Source organism: Salicibibacter kimchii (genome assembly GCF_003336365.1).
GTDB classification, from domain to species: Bacteria; Bacillota; Bacilli; order Bacillales; family Marinococcaceae; genus Salicibibacter; species Salicibibacter kimchii.
The window spans coordinates 626,949-643,130 of record NZ_CP031092.1 but is presented as its reverse complement, the minus strand read 5'-3'; the positions used below and the strand labels follow the sequence as shown (position 1 = coordinate 643,130).

The following is a 16,182-nucleotide window of genomic DNA, read 5'->3' as shown; positions in this document are numbered from 1 at the left end:
TTTTGGATTATGGCCGAATAATTCGACCACCCTGAACTAGAAATAGAAAAACAAACAATTGTTCCTGTGCAATAAAAAACAGAAACAAAAATTCGCATTTTGTGCATAAAACGAAAGAACTCAATCCACCTGAATTTGAACAGATGATCCGAGAAAGTGAACAAATTATCAGAATGTATAGCCAATATCGCGAAACATGAAAAGGGGAAGGATTTTATGGTCAATCGTCAAGAACCTGATAGCTCCCATGAAAAGTTAAAAGATTTGTTGCAACAAGTACCGGGCGTGAAAGAACATTTGGAAAGTTTTCCTGTTAAAATGGGAAAAAAAATTATGAAGCGTCGCATTAATTTAGGGCTTACCCAAGAGGATATTGTTCAATTGGTATCTGAACAGGCAGGTAGTCAAGGCCAAAGACCGATCACACAAGCCACGATTTCCAAAATTGAGACAGGACATAGTGGGATTAAAGGGGAAACGTATGACAAGGTGCTTCGAGCTTTGGGCTATGATCCTTTGTCCGACGGCCCTTTTGACGATAAAGAAATTGCTTCCATTAAATGATCTTTTTGCAGATATAAAGCCATTCCGGCGAAGTGGTGGGGAACAAGAGCATCCTCAATGCTTATGGTATTTACGTGAGCTTTGGATTTATCGAAAAAAGCTGGATAATGCTTGTAAAGAGGGAGGGATCCTCAATGGCAAAAAAACTTGAGGGCACTGAAGCTATAAAGGATGTACTGAATGAAAATGAAGACATGGTTATCGATATTAAAGGCAAAAAGTTTTTGATTCATCCAATTAAAAAAAATGAAGTACAAAAAGAAATCGAGAATAATACAGAATTGCAAAAAATGATCGAACGAGCAGATCAGGATATTGCAGCAGGAAATGTGTTTACAACGGAGGAAATGCTTGAATCGATTAGACGCGGAGAGATTTAACGCCTTTCCGAGAGAAGTCTCCCTCTTCAAGCGTCACTTTAACCCAAACATACCTTCCCTTTTTCTTTCAAATATGTTATAATCGGCCTTAGAAAGAGTAAGGATTGATATAACAAAATTTGACAGTAACAACCATTCAGTGTTCTTGATGTATGATCACCTTGTACTCGTCGTGAAATATCGAAGAAGGGTTATCGATGATACTATTTCAGACTATGCGAGAGATAATGTCGCTGGGTGAGCGTTATAATATTGCATTGGTTGAGTGGGATCATGATAGTGACCATATACACATTCTTTTCAAAGCACAGCCTAATAGCGAATTGTCCAAATTTATCAACGCTTACAAAAGCGCAAGTTCAAGGCTTATTAAAAAGAATTTTCCTTATGTTCGGAAAAATAATGGAGAGAAATGTTTTGGTCAAGAAGTTTTTGTTTGCTAACCACTGGTGGTTCCCCTATCGAAATGGTAAAAGCGTCTATTGAAAACCAAAGGGACGAAGTGAGGGGCTTTGCTATGGCTAAATTAAATAAAGCATATAAGTTTCGCTTGTACCCGACAGATGAACAAGCTTTATTCATACGTCAAACGTTTGGTTGTGTTCGGTTTGTCTACAATAAAATGCTAGCAGAACGAAAAGAGACTTATGAAAATCTGAAAGACGATAAAGAAGCATTGAAAAAGACAAAGCATCCGACCCCTGCGAAGTACAAAAAAGAATTTGTATGGTTAAAAGACATAGACGCATTAGCCCTGGCAAACGCACAGTTAAACTTAAATAAAGCATACAAAGCATTCTTCGAAAATAAGGCTAAGTTTCCAAAATTCAAAAGCAAGCGACATAAACAAAGCTACACAACGAATGTCGTAAATGGGAATATTCAGTTGTTTGATGGTCATATCAAATTACCTAAACTAAAAACGGTAAAAATGAAGCAACACAGGGAGATTCCTTCTGGCCACATCATCAAATCTTGCACCATTTCGATGACTCCATCAGGAAAATACTATATTTCCATTCTAACTGAATATGAAAAAGAGATTAAAAATAAAGAAATTGAAGATGTTATAGGATTAGATTTTGCGATGAATGGGCTATTCGTCGATAGTGAAACAGGTAAGAAAGCCAATTACCCTCGTTTCTATCGGCAAATGCTTGAGAAATTAGCGTCTGAACAGCGTAAACTTTCGCGAAAAAAGAAAGATTCTTCAAATTGGAACAAACAACGTGTGAAAGTCTCAAAGATACAAGAAAAAGTCGCTAATCAACGCAAAAATTTTCTCCATCATCAATCCAAGGCATTGGCCGTATCTTTTGATGCGATTATCATCGAAGACTTGGACATGAAAGGAATGTCACAAGCTCTAAAATTCGGAAAAAGTGTCGCTGATAATGGCTGGGGAATGTTCACTTCTTTTTTACACTACAAACTAAAAGAACAAGGGAAGCAACTTATCAAAATAAATAAATGGTTTCCGTCTACGAAGACTTGCTCAAGTTGTGGCTCGATGAGAGAAATGTCGTTATCAGAACGCACGTACCAATGTGATTGCGGACTAAATCTCGACAGAGATCATAATGCCGCACTAAATATCAAAAAAGAAGGGTTGCGCTTATTAGCAATCCCCTAATATAACTATAAACTCTTGGAACAAGAGGGTTCGCTTGGTAAACTTTGTCAGCTATCAAAAAGGGGCAATGACCCAAGAAGCCCCCACTTCAAAAACGTTAGTGTTTAAGTGGGGAGTAGTTCACTGGACTTGGTATGGGCAAAAGAAGCCAAGAAAAGTTTCTCACAGATCAAAAGCATTCATTTTACCGAGTCTGAAACAAACGAGTATAAAGAACAATTATTGATTAAAATCAGAAATAAAATTCTGAGTATGATGGAAGCAATGCCAGCACATGAGCCAGAATGGAAAGGGAACTACAGAGTTCTCGTGGATAACTATAAAGTTTTTTATTCATTTTCAAATGATAAAGAGGTCTGCACCGGTGACTGCTGAAGAAACTATTCAATGGTTCAATGACCGAACGAATGAAGACTAATGAATATTGAAACCGGTTTCGAGGTGAAGCCGTTTTTTTTTTACGTTCAACGATACAATTTTAAATCAAATCATACATAGATGATTCCGCGGCGAGTGATTTCTCCTTTTCAAACGCTCATAAAAATGGCATGTATTTTGCAACTATTTAATATGAGAATTTTAAGGAGGAAAAACCATGGATTTTAATATTAGCGAAGAAAATGAACAGATGCGGATGATGGTGAAAAATTTCGTGGAAAACGAAGTGGAGCCGTACGCGCAGCAAATCGAAGAGGAGGATGAGATTCCACAGCATCTTGTCGATCAGGCCAAGGAACTCGGACTGTTTGGCTTGAGCATTCCGGAAGAATATGGCGGCATTGGCCTTGATACGGTTGGGAAATGCATCGTCTATGAGCAGCTGGGGCGCACGCACAATGGCTATGTATCGCTCATCGGCGCCCACACCGGGATCGGCAGCACCGGATTGGTGCGCCTGGCATCGGAAGAGCTGAAACAAAAATATTTGCCTGATTTGGCAGCTGGGCGCAAAATCGGTTGTTTTGCCCTTTCCGAACCGGGAGCTGGATCGGATGCGACCAATCTTGGAACGACCGCAGAGAAAAAAGGTGATAAATGGATTGTTAACGGCACGAAGCATTTTATCACGAATGCGCCGATCGCCGATGTGTTCACCGTTTTCGCTTTGACTGACAAAGAAAAAGGCGCGAAAGGCGGCATCACCGCTTTTGTTATCGAAAAGGATTTTCCGGGTATCACGGTCGGAAAACCAGACAAAAAAATGGGCTTAAGAGGGTCGCACACGAGCCAAGTCATCTTTGAAAACTGTGAAGTTCCCGATGAAAACGTGATTGGTGAAGTCGGCATGGGCTACGTATCGGCGCTTACGATTTTAGGCGAAGGACGTGTCGGACTTGCCGCCCGTTCGGTCGGTTCTTCGAAAAAATTGATCGATTTATCAATGGAGTACGCCGAAGAGCGAAAACAATTCGGCAAACCGATCTCCAAACAACAAGCAATTCAATGGATGCTCGCGGAAATGGAGACGGAAACGGAAGCGGCGAAAACAATGACTTACCGGGCCGCGTGGCTCATTGACCAAGGCGAAAAAGCGATCAAAGAAAGCTCGATGGCTAAGCTGTTTGCAACGGAAACGTATAACAAAGTGGCTGACAAAGCGGTACAAATTCACGGCGGCATGGGTTATATGGCTGAGTATCCGGCTGAACGTTTTTATCGGGACGCGCGAATCACGAAAATTTACGAAGGCACAAATGAAATTCAAAGGTTGATTATCTCGAAGAATATGTTGAAAGGGTCGTAAGGCCATGGAACGAATATGGCTGGACCATTACCCTGAACATGTGCCCGCGGACATCGATGTACCCAATCTTTCGTTATATGATTTTTTGGAAAGAACCACTGCTGATTATGGCTCCGTTCTCGCGGTCATTGATGGCAATTTCACCTACACGTATGACGAATTAAAAGAAGAAGTTGATCGTTTTGCAATGGCTTTGCACAATTTGGGATTGCAAAAAGGGGACCGCGTCGCTCTCATGCTTCCAAACTGTGTGGAATATATCATCAGCCATTTCGCGGTTCAACGCTTGGGCGGCATCGCTGTTCAGGTGAACCCGATGTATCAGGAAAGCGAACTCTCCCATATTTTTGCAAAAACAGAACCGCTCGTCGTCATCGGGGAATCGAAGCAAAAAGAAAAATTAACCGCTGCCGCATCAGTGAAATTTCCAATTTTTATTGATCGTGAATCCGCCGGAGAGAACGACGATCAATTTCATGATCTCATTGATCGAGTGCAGAGCGCGGAGCAGATTCCTAAGGCGGTCATCGAACCCAAAAAAGATCCGGCGTTGATTCAATTTACGGGCGGGACGACGGGTTCGCCGAAAGGAGCGGTGTTGACCCATTACAATTTAGTCGCAAACGTCCTGCAAACGTTTGCCTTTACTGCAAATACGTTGCAAAGGCCCGGCGAAGTTTTTATGGGTGCGGCGCCTTTTTATCATGTGATGGCCATGTCGAGCGTGATCAACCAAGGCGTGTTTGCCGCGGCGACGATCATTTGCATGCGTAAATGGACGGTGGAAGATGCGGTAGATATGGTCGAACGCTATCGGCCGACGTATTTTCCCGCTGTCCCAACGATGTACATCGGGTTACTGGGCTATGCAGAGAAACACCCGATCGCCCTTGATTCAATCAAAATTATGACGAGTGGAAGCGCCCCTTTGCCCGTCGAAGTCTTGCACAAAGTCGAGCAGATGACAAGCGGCGTCATATCGGAAGGATACGGGTTGTCGGAAACGTCGCCGACGACGCATCGAAACCCGTTCAGAGGAAAACGAAAGTCGGGAAGCATCGGGCTCCCGCTTCCGGGCACAGACTGTGAAATCGTTGATCTCGATACGAAAGAGCCGGTGGCGATCGGTCAAGAAGGGGAGTTGTGGATCAAGGGCCCCCAGGTGATGCTCGGTTATTGGGACGAGCAGGAAGAGACGGATGCCCAGTTGCAAAATGGCTGGTTCGCAACCGGGGATATTGCCGAAGTGGATGAAGAAGGGTACTTTTATATTGTCGGCAGGAAAAAAGAAATGGTCATCGGCAGCGGGTTCAATATTTACCCGAGTGAAGTTGAAGAGATTATGTATGGGCATCCGAGCATTCGCGAGCTTGTTGTATATGGTGTGCCCGATCCTTATCGCGGGGAGACGTTAAAAGCATCTGTTGTTTGCAAAGAAGGAGAATCGCTAACATCAGAAGCACTGACTGCTTGGTGTAAAAAACGTATGGCGAGTTACAAAGTACCGAAAATCATTGATTTTCGCACGTCACTGCCGAAAACGAGTGTCGGAAAAATATTACGTCGCCAACTCGTGAAGGAAACGATGGATCACATGGAAAAAGAAAGGAGCCAGTAATGGTACAATCCATCCGGAAAGTAGCAGTCATCGGTGGCGGCGCTACGGGCTCGCAAATCGCCGCTGTATGCGCGCTTGCCGGTTTTGATGTGAACATTCATGATCGTCATGAAGAAACGTTTTCGAAAAATATGGAAGAGATCAGTCAACACTTACAACGTAAAGTCGAAAAAGGCAAACTGTCGTGGCAAGACTTGGAGGATTCTTTTGCCCGCCTCTTTTTTGAACCTGAACTTGAAAGCGCTGTTAACGAATCCGATTTCGTCATCGAAGCAGAGATCAAAGATCGATCGATAAAAAGAGATATGTTTAAAAGCATCGATCAGTATGCGCCCGCGCACGCGATTTTCGCGACGTATAGTTCCAGTATCGCGGATGCCACCGAGCGGCCGGCGCAAGTGTGTCATTTTCATTTTTTCAACCTGGAATTGATTGACGTTGTTAAGGGGCCCCATACGTCGGATGAGACGGCGGAAACGGCGATGGATTTTGGGAAAAAATTGAATGCTTGGACGCAAAGCGGGGATAGGATTTTACACGTGTGATTGAAAGTGACAGATTCTACGAAGCGCAACACCCAAAGGAGAGATAAAAAATGGATGTTGAACTGATTCAATTAAACGTCGAAGACCGGTGGGCGACGATCACGATCAACCGGCCGGATGTGCGGAACGCTCTGAACGCACAAGTGTTGGAAGAAATGGAAACCGCGCTCGATGACGTTGACCGGCGTGACGACGTCGACGGCGTTATTTTCACAGGAGCAGGTGAGAAAGCATTTGCAGCCGGGGCAGATATCACACAACTGAGAGATAAAGAAGCACTCGATGCGCTCTCTCCCGGCATGCAAGATGTTTATGATAAACTGGCAGACTATGAAAAGCCGACAATCGCCATGATCAACGGCGTTGCGGCCGGGGGCGGCTGTGAGTTGGCCTTGGCCTGCGATATTCGCGTGGCGAGCGCGAAAGCGAAGATCGGACTGCCGGAATTGAATTTAGGGATTATCCCCGGTGCCGGCGGGACGCAGCGTTTGAGCCGGCTCGTCGGAAAAGGGAAAGCCGTTGAAATGATTTTACGAGGGAAATTGATCGCGGCTGACGAGGCCCATCGCATCGGGCTCGTCAACGATGTGGCCGAACCGGAAGCACTCGAGGAAAAAGTGCGGGAGATCACCGCCGATATCTCCGCGAAAGGGCCGCTTGCCGTTCGTCTCGCAAAAATGGTCGTGACCCGGGGTGCGGATTCGGATCTGAAAACCGCTGAAATGTTGGAAAAACTTGCGCAGGCCGTGGCTTTTCAATCCGATGACAAGTATGAAGGGACAAGCGCATTTTTGGAAAAAAGACAGGCGAATTTTCAAGGAAAATAGAAAGGGTGAAAGCAATTGAAGGTTGAAAATAAAGAGATTGTGATCGCGAGCGCCGTGCGAACCGCCGTCGGGCGCGCGGGGGGATCGCTGCGGAATGTCGACAGCGGGCACCTCGGCAGCACGGTGATTAAAGAAGCGGTGGCTAGAGCAGGGATTGAAAAAGAAGATGTGGATGAAGTCATCCTTGGCGAAGTTCGGCAAACGACCGCTTCGTCAAATGTGGCCCGGGTTGCCGCTTTGCGAGCAGGGATACCGGAGAGTAAACCGGCGTTTACGGTCAATCGTCTGTGCGCTTCCAGCATGCAGGCCATTGGTTCCGGGGTCCAACAAATCTTGTTCGGACAGGCAGATGTCGTTGTTGCCGGTGGGACGGAAAATATGAGCCAGGCGCCCATGTATTTGCGTAACACCCGTTATGGCGAAGGGGTGCAGAAACTCGTGGATTCCAACCTGGAAGCCGGGCAGCAACCGATGGAAATTTATGGCGACAAACTTGGCATGGGGGCGACCGCGGAGAATGTCGCGGAGGGCTATGAGATCAGCCGTGAAGATCAAGACGCCTTTGCATTTGAAAGCCAGGAGCGGGCGAAACGTGCCCTTGACAACGAGACGTTTGCGGAAGAAATCGTACCGGTGGAAGTGAAAGAACGGAAGCGTTCATTTACGTTTTCCGTTGACGAGCACCCGCGGGAGACGTCTCCGGAGAAACTCGCGTCATTGAAACCGGCGTTTAAAGCTGATGGATCGGTTACGGCGGGGAACGCCTGTGGCCGCAATGACGGCGCATCCGCACTCGTGTTGATGACGAAAGAAAAGGCAGATGCGCTCGGCGTGACCCCGATGGCGACGATTGTGGATTGGACGGCTGTGGGCGTCGACCCGGAAGTGATGGGGATCGGCCCCGTACCGGCGGTCGAGCAGTTGTTGGAGCGGACAGGCAAGCAAAAAGAAAACATCGGTGTATGGGAGCTGAATGAAGCGTTTGCCTCCCAGTCTTTGGCGGTCATTCGTGAACTAGGGCTTCCGGAAGAAGATGTGAATCGCAACGGCGGCGCCATCGCTTTAGGGCACCCGCTCGGAGCTACAGGCGCGCGAATTACCACTTCGCTCCTGTACGAAATGAAGCGAAAAAATGAGCGGTTCGGCGTCGCGACTTTGTGCGTCGGCGGCGGTCAAGGCATGGCTTTGATGATTGAAAGGTAAGGTGATGGTGTTGCAACAGATGAGTGTCGTGGGAGCCGGAACGATGGGCAGGGGCATTGCCTATACGGCTGCTTTAAGCGGCTTCAAAGTGAAACTCCATGATATCGATGATTCCAATCTCAAGCAGGCGGAAGCCTCTATCGAGGAATTGCTACAAAAAAGCGCGGACAAGGGTTTTATCGATGGCGATCAGGCAGAAGCGGCAAAACAACAATTAAACTATGAAAATGATCTGCAAGAAGCTGTACATGATGCAGACGTCGTTATTGAAGCAGTGTTGGAAGAAATCCCGTTAAAAGTCGATATTTTCCGGAAGCTTGACGAGTATTGCCCGAATCATACGGTTTTGGCGACGAATACATCGACGCTCAGCCCGACCGAGATCGGCGCGAGTACGAACCGCCCCGAGAAAGTGATTGCCATGCACTTTTTCAATCCGGTTCACAAAATGAAATTAATCGAGATCATTAAAGGGTTGGATACTTCCGAAGAAACGGTGCGGATTGTTCAGGATCTCGGGGAAAAAATGAACAAGGAAACGGTGGAAGTCAACGAATTTCCGGGCTTTGTAACGAGCCGCATGAACTGTCTGATCGGAAATGAGGCGATGAACATGTACATGGAAGGCGTCGCTTCAGCCGAAGACATCGACAAAGCGCTTAAGCTCGGCTTGAATCACCCGATGGGCCCGCTTGAATTGGCAGACCTCGTCGGTCTTGATAGCCGCCTGCGGAACATGAATTATTTATATGAAACATTAGGCGAAAAATACCGGCCTTGCCCGCTCCTCATTAAGTACGTGAAAGCCGGCAAATTAGGCTGGAAATCTGGAGAAGGGTTTTACAATTACCGCTAGGCGCTTGCGCCGGCGGTTTTTTTACATGTATCGCTCGAGCGAAGGCGTACAATTGTGGGTTAGGACCCGAACAGCAGTGAAAACCGGGTTGAAGGGTCACTAACCGAGTCATTAGCACCCGAACAGAGGCAAAAACACGCTCGAAGGGTCACTAATCATACAATTAACACCCGAACAGTCGAGGGGGAATCGATTAAAGGGTCACTAATCGTGTCATTGGTATCCGGTCAGCGGTAAAAATCAACGACACTAAGTAACCGTGATCGTAACTAAACATAATATGAACCTCTCCCTTGACTAAGGTGCCTGAAATGTTTTGATAGAACTCTTCTTATTTTTTTCTTGGAACCATTGATCTCGCACCATTCACTCATCACGTTTGTGATCATTTTTTTATCCGGAAAAAGAAAATGATATTCCTTTGCATTTCGCAGAATGGCTGTTTCGTTGTCTTCCTCGTGGCCGCAACCGGTACATTTCCACTTTCTCTCTTTGTCGGACATAAAAGTTGCGCATTTAATACAAGTCACCCCTTTTTTCAACTGCTGAAAGTCGTAGTCCGGCCACCGGGTATGCGGTGAATGATCCAAGTGCAATGAAACCAATCGTTCGGCAAGTCTTTCATGTTTTCGATCTATTTTCGAAGGCTTGCTGTTCAATGTCTTCTTAAATCGATTAAGTTGGCCGGAAAAAAGGACAGGCAGTTTTGGGGGAGCGTTATACAAGATGAATTCAGGGTGAATAAAAACAAGGGAGGGTTTAATCGTGGTGTTTGTTTCAAGTTTTCGAAGCAATTGTTGAAGGAGAAAATCACTTCGTTGCAACTGAAGAAGGGGACTTTTGATTTCAGCACCGGACATGAAGTGCCATTTGTCTTCATTACTATAATAATCACCGACATGATTTTTCACGTTAAAGAGATAAATTTCCCTAGAAAAAATAAGAAGGGTATCAATTTGAAATAATTCCCCTCTGTGTTCGAGCAACAAACCCTTAACTAGAAGATAATCGCACGATAGATTTTGCTCAATCCAACGATCAAATTTTACCTCACCTTCAAACCCCTTTTGAACGTTGGCGTATTGTTGTTTTTCGTCTGACGAGAGAAACATTCGTCCTTTCAAGAATCTGAAATATTTTAATTCAATAGGTTCTTCCCTATCTTTAAGGTTCATTACTCATCTCCTTTCGACTTATTATTTTTATCATAAGAGAAAAAACGGGAATAAACAAGAATATTCCCGAACCCTCCCCTTTATTCTTTTTCAAAAGACTGGTATCATAAAAAATGTGTGCAAAGGTAGCTAGAACGAATTGAAAAGTACTCATAGGGAGGATGGACAGAACATGAATATTCATGAGTACCAGAGTAAAGATCTCCTCAGACAGTACGGCGTCGCTGTACCGGCGGGGCATGAGGCTTTCTCTGTGGAAGAAGCCGTCGAAAAAGCCCGTTCATTGAAAACGGACGTGCGCGTCGTGAAGGCGCAAATTCACGCCGGCGGCCGCGGCAATGCTGGCGGTGTAAAAATAGCAAAGAATGAGGAGGAAGTGCGTACATACGCCGAAGAGATTCTCGGCAAAACACTCGTCACTCATCAGACTGGCCCTGAAGGAAAAGAAGTAAAACGATTGCTCATCGAAGAGGGCTGTGACATTGACAAAGAGTATTACATCGGTTTGGTGTTGGACCGTAGCACTTCCCGTATCGTCTTGATGGGATCTGAAGAAGGCGGCACCGAGATTGAAGAGGTGGCGGCCGAAACTCCCGAGAAAATCTTCAAGGAATTTATCGACCCGGCGATTGGCCTGCAAGGATTCCAGGCTCGACGACTCGCGTTTAACATGAACATTCCGAACGATTCGCTCGGAAAAGCGGTTAAGTTTATGAGCGGGCTTTATGACGTGTTCATGGAAAAAGATGGCTCCGTTGCCGAGATTAATCCGCTTGTGACGACAAAAGACGGCGACGTTTTGGCGCTTGACGCGAAGCTCAACTTTGATGACAACGCCCTTTATCGCCAAAATGATATCCAGGAACTTCGCGACCTGGATGAAGAGGATCCGAAAGAAATCGAAGCATCCAAATACGACCTTAGTTACATTGCTTTGGATGGAAACATCGGTTGTATGGTTAACGGCGCAGGCCTTGCCATGTCGACGATGGATATCATTAAGCATAACGGCGGCGAACCGGCCAACTTCCTTGACGTGGGCGGCGGCGCAACAGCCGAGAAAGTGACAGCCGCTTTTAAAATCATCCTTGAAGATGAACATGTGAAAGGCATTTACGTCAATATTTTCGGTGGCATCATGAAGTGTGACGTCATCGCGGAAGGTGTTGTGACGGCAACAAAAGAAATCGGCCTAACGATGCCGCTTGTTGTCCGTTTGGAAGGCACGAACGTTGACGAAGGCAAGAAAATTCTCGAAGAATCAGGCTTAAACATTACCGCTGCAGACTCTATGGCAGATGGTGCCGAGAAAATCGTAGATTTAGTAAAATAGAAAGGCGGCACGCGACTATGAGTGTCTTAATTAATAAAGATACAAAAGTGATTGTTCAAGGGATTACCGGGTCCACCGGCCTCTTTCATACAAAACAAGCGATCGAATACGGGACGCAAATTGTGGGCGGCGTTACGCCGAAAAAAGGCGGCACCGAAATTGAAGGAGTCCCGGTGTTCAACACTGTTTCAGAAGCTGTCGACGCAACGGGAGCCACCGCGTCCGTTATCTACGTTCCACCGGGACTCGCTGCAGACGCGATCTTTGAAGCGGTGGATGCCGAACTTGATGTCGTTATTTGTATCACGGAAGGCATTCCCGTGATCGATATGTTGAAAGTGAAACGTTATATGGAAGGGAAAAAGACTCGGTTAATTGGGCCAAATTGCCCAGGTGTCATCACGCCAGATGAATGTAAAATCGGCATTATGCCCGGCTACATTCATCAAAAAGGACACGTTGGCGTCGTTTCTCGTTCCGGGACGCTCACGTATGAAGCGGTGGATCAATTATCCGCGGCCGGCGTCGGACAGTCCACAGCCGTTGGCATCGGTGGCGATCCGGTGAACGGGACTGATTTCATCGATACATTGAAACTATTCAATGAAGATGATGACACAAAAGCGGTCGTTATGATCGGAGAGATCGGCGGAACGGCGGAAGAAGAAGCAGCCGAGTGGGTGCAAGCAAACATGAACAAGCCGGTCGTCGGCTTTATCGGTGGCGCCACTGCACCGCCTGGAAAACGCATGGGCCACGCGGGTGCGATTATCTCCGGCGGCAAAGGCACAGCGGATGAAAAGAAAAAGACCATGGCTGAAAGCGGCATTGCCATCGCTGAAACACCGGCAATCATCGGAGAGACGATGATCGAAACGTTGAAAGAAAACAATTTGTATGATGCATGCTTAACGCATGAACCGCGCAATTAATGCCGAAAAGGCATCTGTCATAAAAAGATGGCAGGTGTCTTTTTTTCTGCTTGACTTTTCTTTTGCGTGTGCTATAATAAAACCGAACACATGATCTATATCTTTTTTGGGAAGGAGACGCTATGTCCTCGTACCGACAACGATTGCTCCACGCTCATCTCGCCCCCGGCATGACCTGGCGTGCACTACAGCGCTTGCATGCAGACACTCCTCGCCTGGAACGTTATTCCGACTATTCCCCCGATGAATTAGTACACCTTACCGGCTGCCACTCGAAGACGGCGCGCGTCTGGTACACCTATTGGAAAAGCACCTCCATTGTCGAACAAATGAGAAACATGGAAGAAGCGGGGATCACCGCGATCACGAAGGACGACCCTGCCTATCCGTGGCGCTTGAAGCAAATGCCCGACCCGCCTTGGGTTATCTACTGCAAAGGCGATGTTTCTTTATGCAAGGAAGAGACGTTGGCCGTGATCGGCACACGCAAGCCGAGCAATTATGGCATCCGAGCCACTGAGGAACTGCTTCCCCCGGTTATTCAATCGGGACGTGTCATCGTGAGCGGCCTGGCGAGAGGCATCGACACCATCGCCCACCGACGGGCAATCCTTGCAAAAGGTAAGACGGTTGCCGTCATTGCCGGAGGTTTCTTTCACATTTATCCCCGCGAAAATAAGGCACTTGCAGAAACGTTAGCGCAAAATCATTTGCTCATCTCCGAGTATCCCCCGGGCCGTCGCCCGCAAAAATGGCATTTTCCGGAACGCAATCGCATCATCAGTGCCCTCAGTGACCGCTTATTCGTTGTGGAAGCCGGTGAGCGCTCAGGGACGCTCATTACCGTTGATCAAGCATTGGAACAAGGGCGAGATGTTTGCGCGCTTCCCGGTACGATTTACAGCGAAACGTCCATGGGCACCAACCGTTTGATTGAACAAGGGGCAGCGATTGTCCTGCGGCCCTCGGATCTATAACCCTCTCTTGAATTCGAAAAATTCTTCCCCTTTCCAAAATACTTTGTTTGACAAACGTGAAATTGTTGTTTAATAATGAGGAAGGTTTTACATTAAAATTTGAATAGCTTCAAAAAGCCCTGCAACTTCGTCTTGAAGCCATCGTCGCATGGGTCTACAGGCAAATGTAGCGCACTTTTACGCGGCCACAGGCTTTCGAGTAACCTTATCAGGGGGGAGGAAACTAAAGAGATGGCAGATTACCTTGTAATCGTTGAATCTCCCGCTAAAGCAAAAACAATTGGAAAGTATTTAGGAAAAAAATATACGGTGAAAGCATCGATGGGACACGTGCGTGATTTGCCAAAATCACAAATGGGTGTGGATGTGGATAAGAGGTATGATCCAAAATACATTACGATTCGCGGGAAAGGCCCGATTTTACAAGAATTGAAACAAGCAGCAAAAAAAGCAAAAAAAGTCTATCTTGCTGCGGACCCCGACCGTGAAGGAGAAGCGATTGCCTGGCATTTGGCATTCAGCTTGGGAATCGATGAAGAAACGCCTTGCCGGGTTGTGTTTAATGAAATTACCAAGCCGGCGATTCAGGAAGCATTCAAAAACCCGCGCACCATTAATACGGATCTCGTTGATGCCCAGCAAGCACGTCGAATTTTGGACCGGCTCGTTGGATACAACATCAGTCCGTTGCTTTGGAAAAAAGTGAAAAAAGGATTAAGCGCCGGACGTGTACAATCAATTGCCGTAAAGATGATTAATGATCGGGAGAGAGAAATTCAACAGTTTGAACCTGAAGAGTACTGGAATATAAAAGGAACCTTTTCGTATGGAAAAGAAACATTCGAAGCCCAATTTCACGGAAAAGGAAACAAAAAAGAGGCTTTGAAGACAAAAGAAGATGTGGATGGTGTTTTGGGTCGAATAAAAGGGGACGATTTTACCATCGCTTCCGTGCAGAAAAAAGAACGTCGACGAAATCCCGTGCAGCCGTTTATCACCTCATCACTCCAGCAGGAAGCGGCTCGAAAGCTTAATTTCCGGGCAAAAAAGACGATGATGGTGGCCCAGCAATTGTACGAAGGGATAGAGCTTGGCAAAGAAGGCACCGTCGGTCTGATTACGTATATGCGTACCGACTCCACCCGTATTTCCGAAACGGCCAAAGAAGAAGCGAGGACCTACATTCAAGAAAAATATGGAAAGGAATATGTAGGCACCGACCGAAAACAAAAGAAACAGGGAGAGAACACCCAAGACGCCCACGAAGCGATTCGTCCAACGTTTGTCGCTCGTGAACCAAAAGCACTCAAAGACTACTTGAGCAGGGATCAATTAAGACTCTACCGCCTGATTTGGGAACGTTTGATGGCGAGTCGTATGGCGCCTGCGGTTATGGATACGATGACGGCTGATTTAGAAAATGGCGGAATGATCTTTCGGGCAACAGGGTCTAAGATAAAGTTTCAAGGTTTCATGAAAGTCTATGTGGAGGGCAGCGATGATAACAAAAAAGAAGAAAGCAAACTGCTTCCAGCGCTCGAAGAAGGAAATACGGCGACAAAAAAAACGTTGGAGCCGACTCAACATTTTACGCAACCGCCCCCAAGGTACACGGAAGCGCGTCTCGTACGAACGATGGAAGAACTCGGGATCGGTCGTCCTTCCACGTACGCACCAACGTTGGATACCGTTCAAAGACGCGGATACGTCGCGCTGCAGGACCGTCGTTTCGTGCCGACGGAGCTTGGAGAGATTGTTCTTGATCTCATCGTCGAGTTTTTCCCCGAAATCTTAAACGTGGAGTTTACCGCCCAGATGGAATCGGACCTGGATGACGTGGAGGAAGGAAAAGAAAACTGGATCGAGATCATCGACACCTTCTACCAAGGGTTTGAAAAACGATTAAAAGTCGCCGATCAGGAAATGGAAGAAGTGGAAATCAAAGATGAACCGGTAGGGGAAGATTGTGAAAGATGTGAGCATCCCATGGTATACAAAATGGGAAGATATGGAAGATTTATGGCCTGCTCCAACTTTCCCGATTGCCGGAACACAAAAGCGATCTTAAAGCCGATCGGCGTAAAATGTCCACGGTGTAAAGAAGGGAACGTTGTGGAGAGAAAAAGCAAAAAACAACGGACATTCTACGGCTGTGATCGTTACCCTGCGTGCGAATTCGTGTCTTGGGATAAGCCAATTGCACGGCCGTGCCCAAAGTGTCAAAGCCTCCTCGTCGAGAAAAAAGCCAAAAAAACGGTACGGGTGCAATGCTCGGAATGCGACTATCGCGAGGACCCAAACTAGCACAATTGTGTACGATTTAGTGACAATTTCCTTAATGTACAGGAAAGCCCCTTGTCATCGGAAGGGGTTTTCCATATGCTGTGACTGAGGC

The 16,182-nt window shown here is 46.5% G+C and carries 15 protein-coding genes and 1 pseudogene; 15 read left to right on the top strand and 1 reads right to left on the bottom strand.

Annotated features, from left to right (window positions below; all coding sequences use genetic code 11):
* The first annotated feature begins 216 nt into the window (after window positions 1-216).
* The 11 genes and pseudogenes from DT065_RS03400 to DT065_RS03350 all read left to right on the top strand — a co-directional run bounded on the left by DT065_RS03400 (window position 217) and on the right by DT065_RS03350 (window position 9,370).
* Complete coding sequence (locus tag DT065_RS03400; RefSeq protein ID WP_114370889.1) at window positions 217-564, top strand: helix-turn-helix domain-containing protein; 348 nt, start codon at window positions 217-219, stop codon at window positions 562-564.
* A 134-nt stretch (window positions 565-698) separates the two neighbouring features.
* The gene (locus tag DT065_RS03395; protein ID WP_114370888.1) at window positions 699-944 is read left to right on the top strand and encodes a hypothetical protein; all 246 of its coding nucleotides are present in this window, start codon (window positions 699-701) and stop codon (window positions 942-944) included.
* A gap of 148 nt (window positions 945-1,092) precedes the next feature.
* Window positions 1,093-1,446 (top strand): annotated as a pseudogene (tnpA, locus tag DT065_RS03390) (IS200/IS605 family transposase); the annotation flags it as partial.
* A gap of 15 nt (window positions 1,447-1,461) precedes the next feature.
* Window positions 1,462-2,577 (top strand): RNA-guided endonuclease TnpB family protein, encoded by a 1,116-nt coding sequence (locus DT065_RS03385; RefSeq protein WP_114376046.1) that lies wholly within the window; start codon window positions 1,462-1,464, stop codon window positions 2,575-2,577.
* A 129-nt stretch (window positions 2,578-2,706) separates the two neighbouring features.
* A complete protein-coding gene (locus tag DT065_RS03380; RefSeq protein ID WP_114370887.1) occupies window positions 2,707-2,952 on the top strand; it encodes a type II toxin-antitoxin system RelE/ParE family toxin in 246 nt (81 codons plus the stop codon).
* A gap of 220 nt (window positions 2,953-3,172) precedes the next feature.
* Window positions 3,173-4,321: an acyl-CoA dehydrogenase family protein gene (locus DT065_RS03375; protein ID WP_114370886.1), complete on the top strand. Its 1,149-nt coding sequence runs from the start codon at window positions 3,173-3,175 to the stop codon at window positions 4,319-4,321.
* Between the two features lie 4 nt (window positions 4,322-4,325).
* A complete protein-coding gene (locus DT065_RS03370; protein ID WP_114370885.1) occupies window positions 4,326-5,939 on the top strand; it encodes a long-chain-fatty-acid--CoA ligase in 1,614 nt (537 codons plus the stop codon).
* Complete coding sequence (locus DT065_RS03365) at window positions 5,939-6,484, top strand: 3-hydroxyacyl-CoA dehydrogenase family protein (protein WP_114370884.1); 546 nt, start codon at window positions 5,939-5,941, stop codon at window positions 6,482-6,484. Before DT065_RS03370 ends, DT065_RS03365 begins: the two co-directional genes overlap by 1 nt.
* A 50-nt stretch (window positions 6,485-6,534) precedes the next feature.
* Window positions 6,535-7,311 carry an enoyl-CoA hydratase/isomerase family protein gene (locus DT065_RS03360; protein ID WP_114370883.1) on the top strand — a complete coding sequence of 259 codons (777 nt, stop codon included), beginning with the start codon at window positions 6,535-6,537 and terminating at the stop codon, window positions 7,309-7,311.
* Window positions 7,312-7,326: 15 nt separating this feature from the next.
* The gene (locus DT065_RS03355) at window positions 7,327-8,514 is read left to right on the top strand and encodes a thiolase family protein (protein WP_114370881.1); all 1,188 of its coding nucleotides are present in this window, start codon (window positions 7,327-7,329) and stop codon (window positions 8,512-8,514) included.
* Between the two features lie 10 nt (window positions 8,515-8,524).
* On the top strand, window positions 8,525-9,370 hold the full coding sequence (locus tag DT065_RS03350; RefSeq protein WP_114376044.1) for a 3-hydroxyacyl-CoA dehydrogenase NAD-binding domain-containing protein: 846 nt from the start codon (window positions 8,525-8,527) through the stop codon (window positions 9,368-9,370).
* Between the two features lie 269 nt (window positions 9,371-9,639).
* On the opposite strand, the gene DT065_RS03345 is transcribed toward DT065_RS03350, so the two are convergent.
* Window positions 9,640-10,545 carry a nuclease-related domain-containing protein gene (locus DT065_RS03345; protein WP_114370879.1) on the bottom strand — a complete coding sequence of 302 codons (906 nt, stop codon included), beginning with the start codon at window positions 10,543-10,545 and terminating at the stop codon, window positions 9,640-9,642.
* A 172-nt stretch (window positions 10,546-10,717) separates the two neighbouring features.
* On the opposite strand from DT065_RS03345, the gene sucC reads away from it, so the two are divergent.
* The 4 genes from sucC (at window position 10,718) to topA (ending at window position 16,091) form a co-directional block, all read left to right on the top strand.
* On the top strand, window positions 10,718-11,878 hold the full coding sequence (sucC, locus tag DT065_RS03335) for an ADP-forming succinate--CoA ligase subunit beta (RefSeq protein ID WP_114370875.1): 1,161 nt from the start codon (window positions 10,718-10,720) through the stop codon (window positions 11,876-11,878).
* A 17-nt stretch (window positions 11,879-11,895) separates the two neighbouring features.
* A complete protein-coding gene (gene sucD, locus DT065_RS03330; RefSeq protein ID WP_114370873.1) occupies window positions 11,896-12,810 on the top strand; it encodes a succinate--CoA ligase subunit alpha in 915 nt (304 codons plus the stop codon).
* Between the two features lie 122 nt (window positions 12,811-12,932).
* Entirely contained in the window at window positions 12,933-13,787 is an 855-nt protein-coding gene (gene dprA / locus DT065_RS03325; protein ID WP_114370872.1) for a DNA-processing protein DprA, read from the top strand.
* Between the two features lie 231 nt (window positions 13,788-14,018).
* Entirely contained in the window at window positions 14,019-16,091 is a 2,073-nt protein-coding gene (gene topA / locus DT065_RS03320) for a type I DNA topoisomerase (protein ID WP_114370870.1), read from the top strand.
* The last annotated feature ends 91 nt before the right edge of the window (window positions 16,092-16,182 follow it).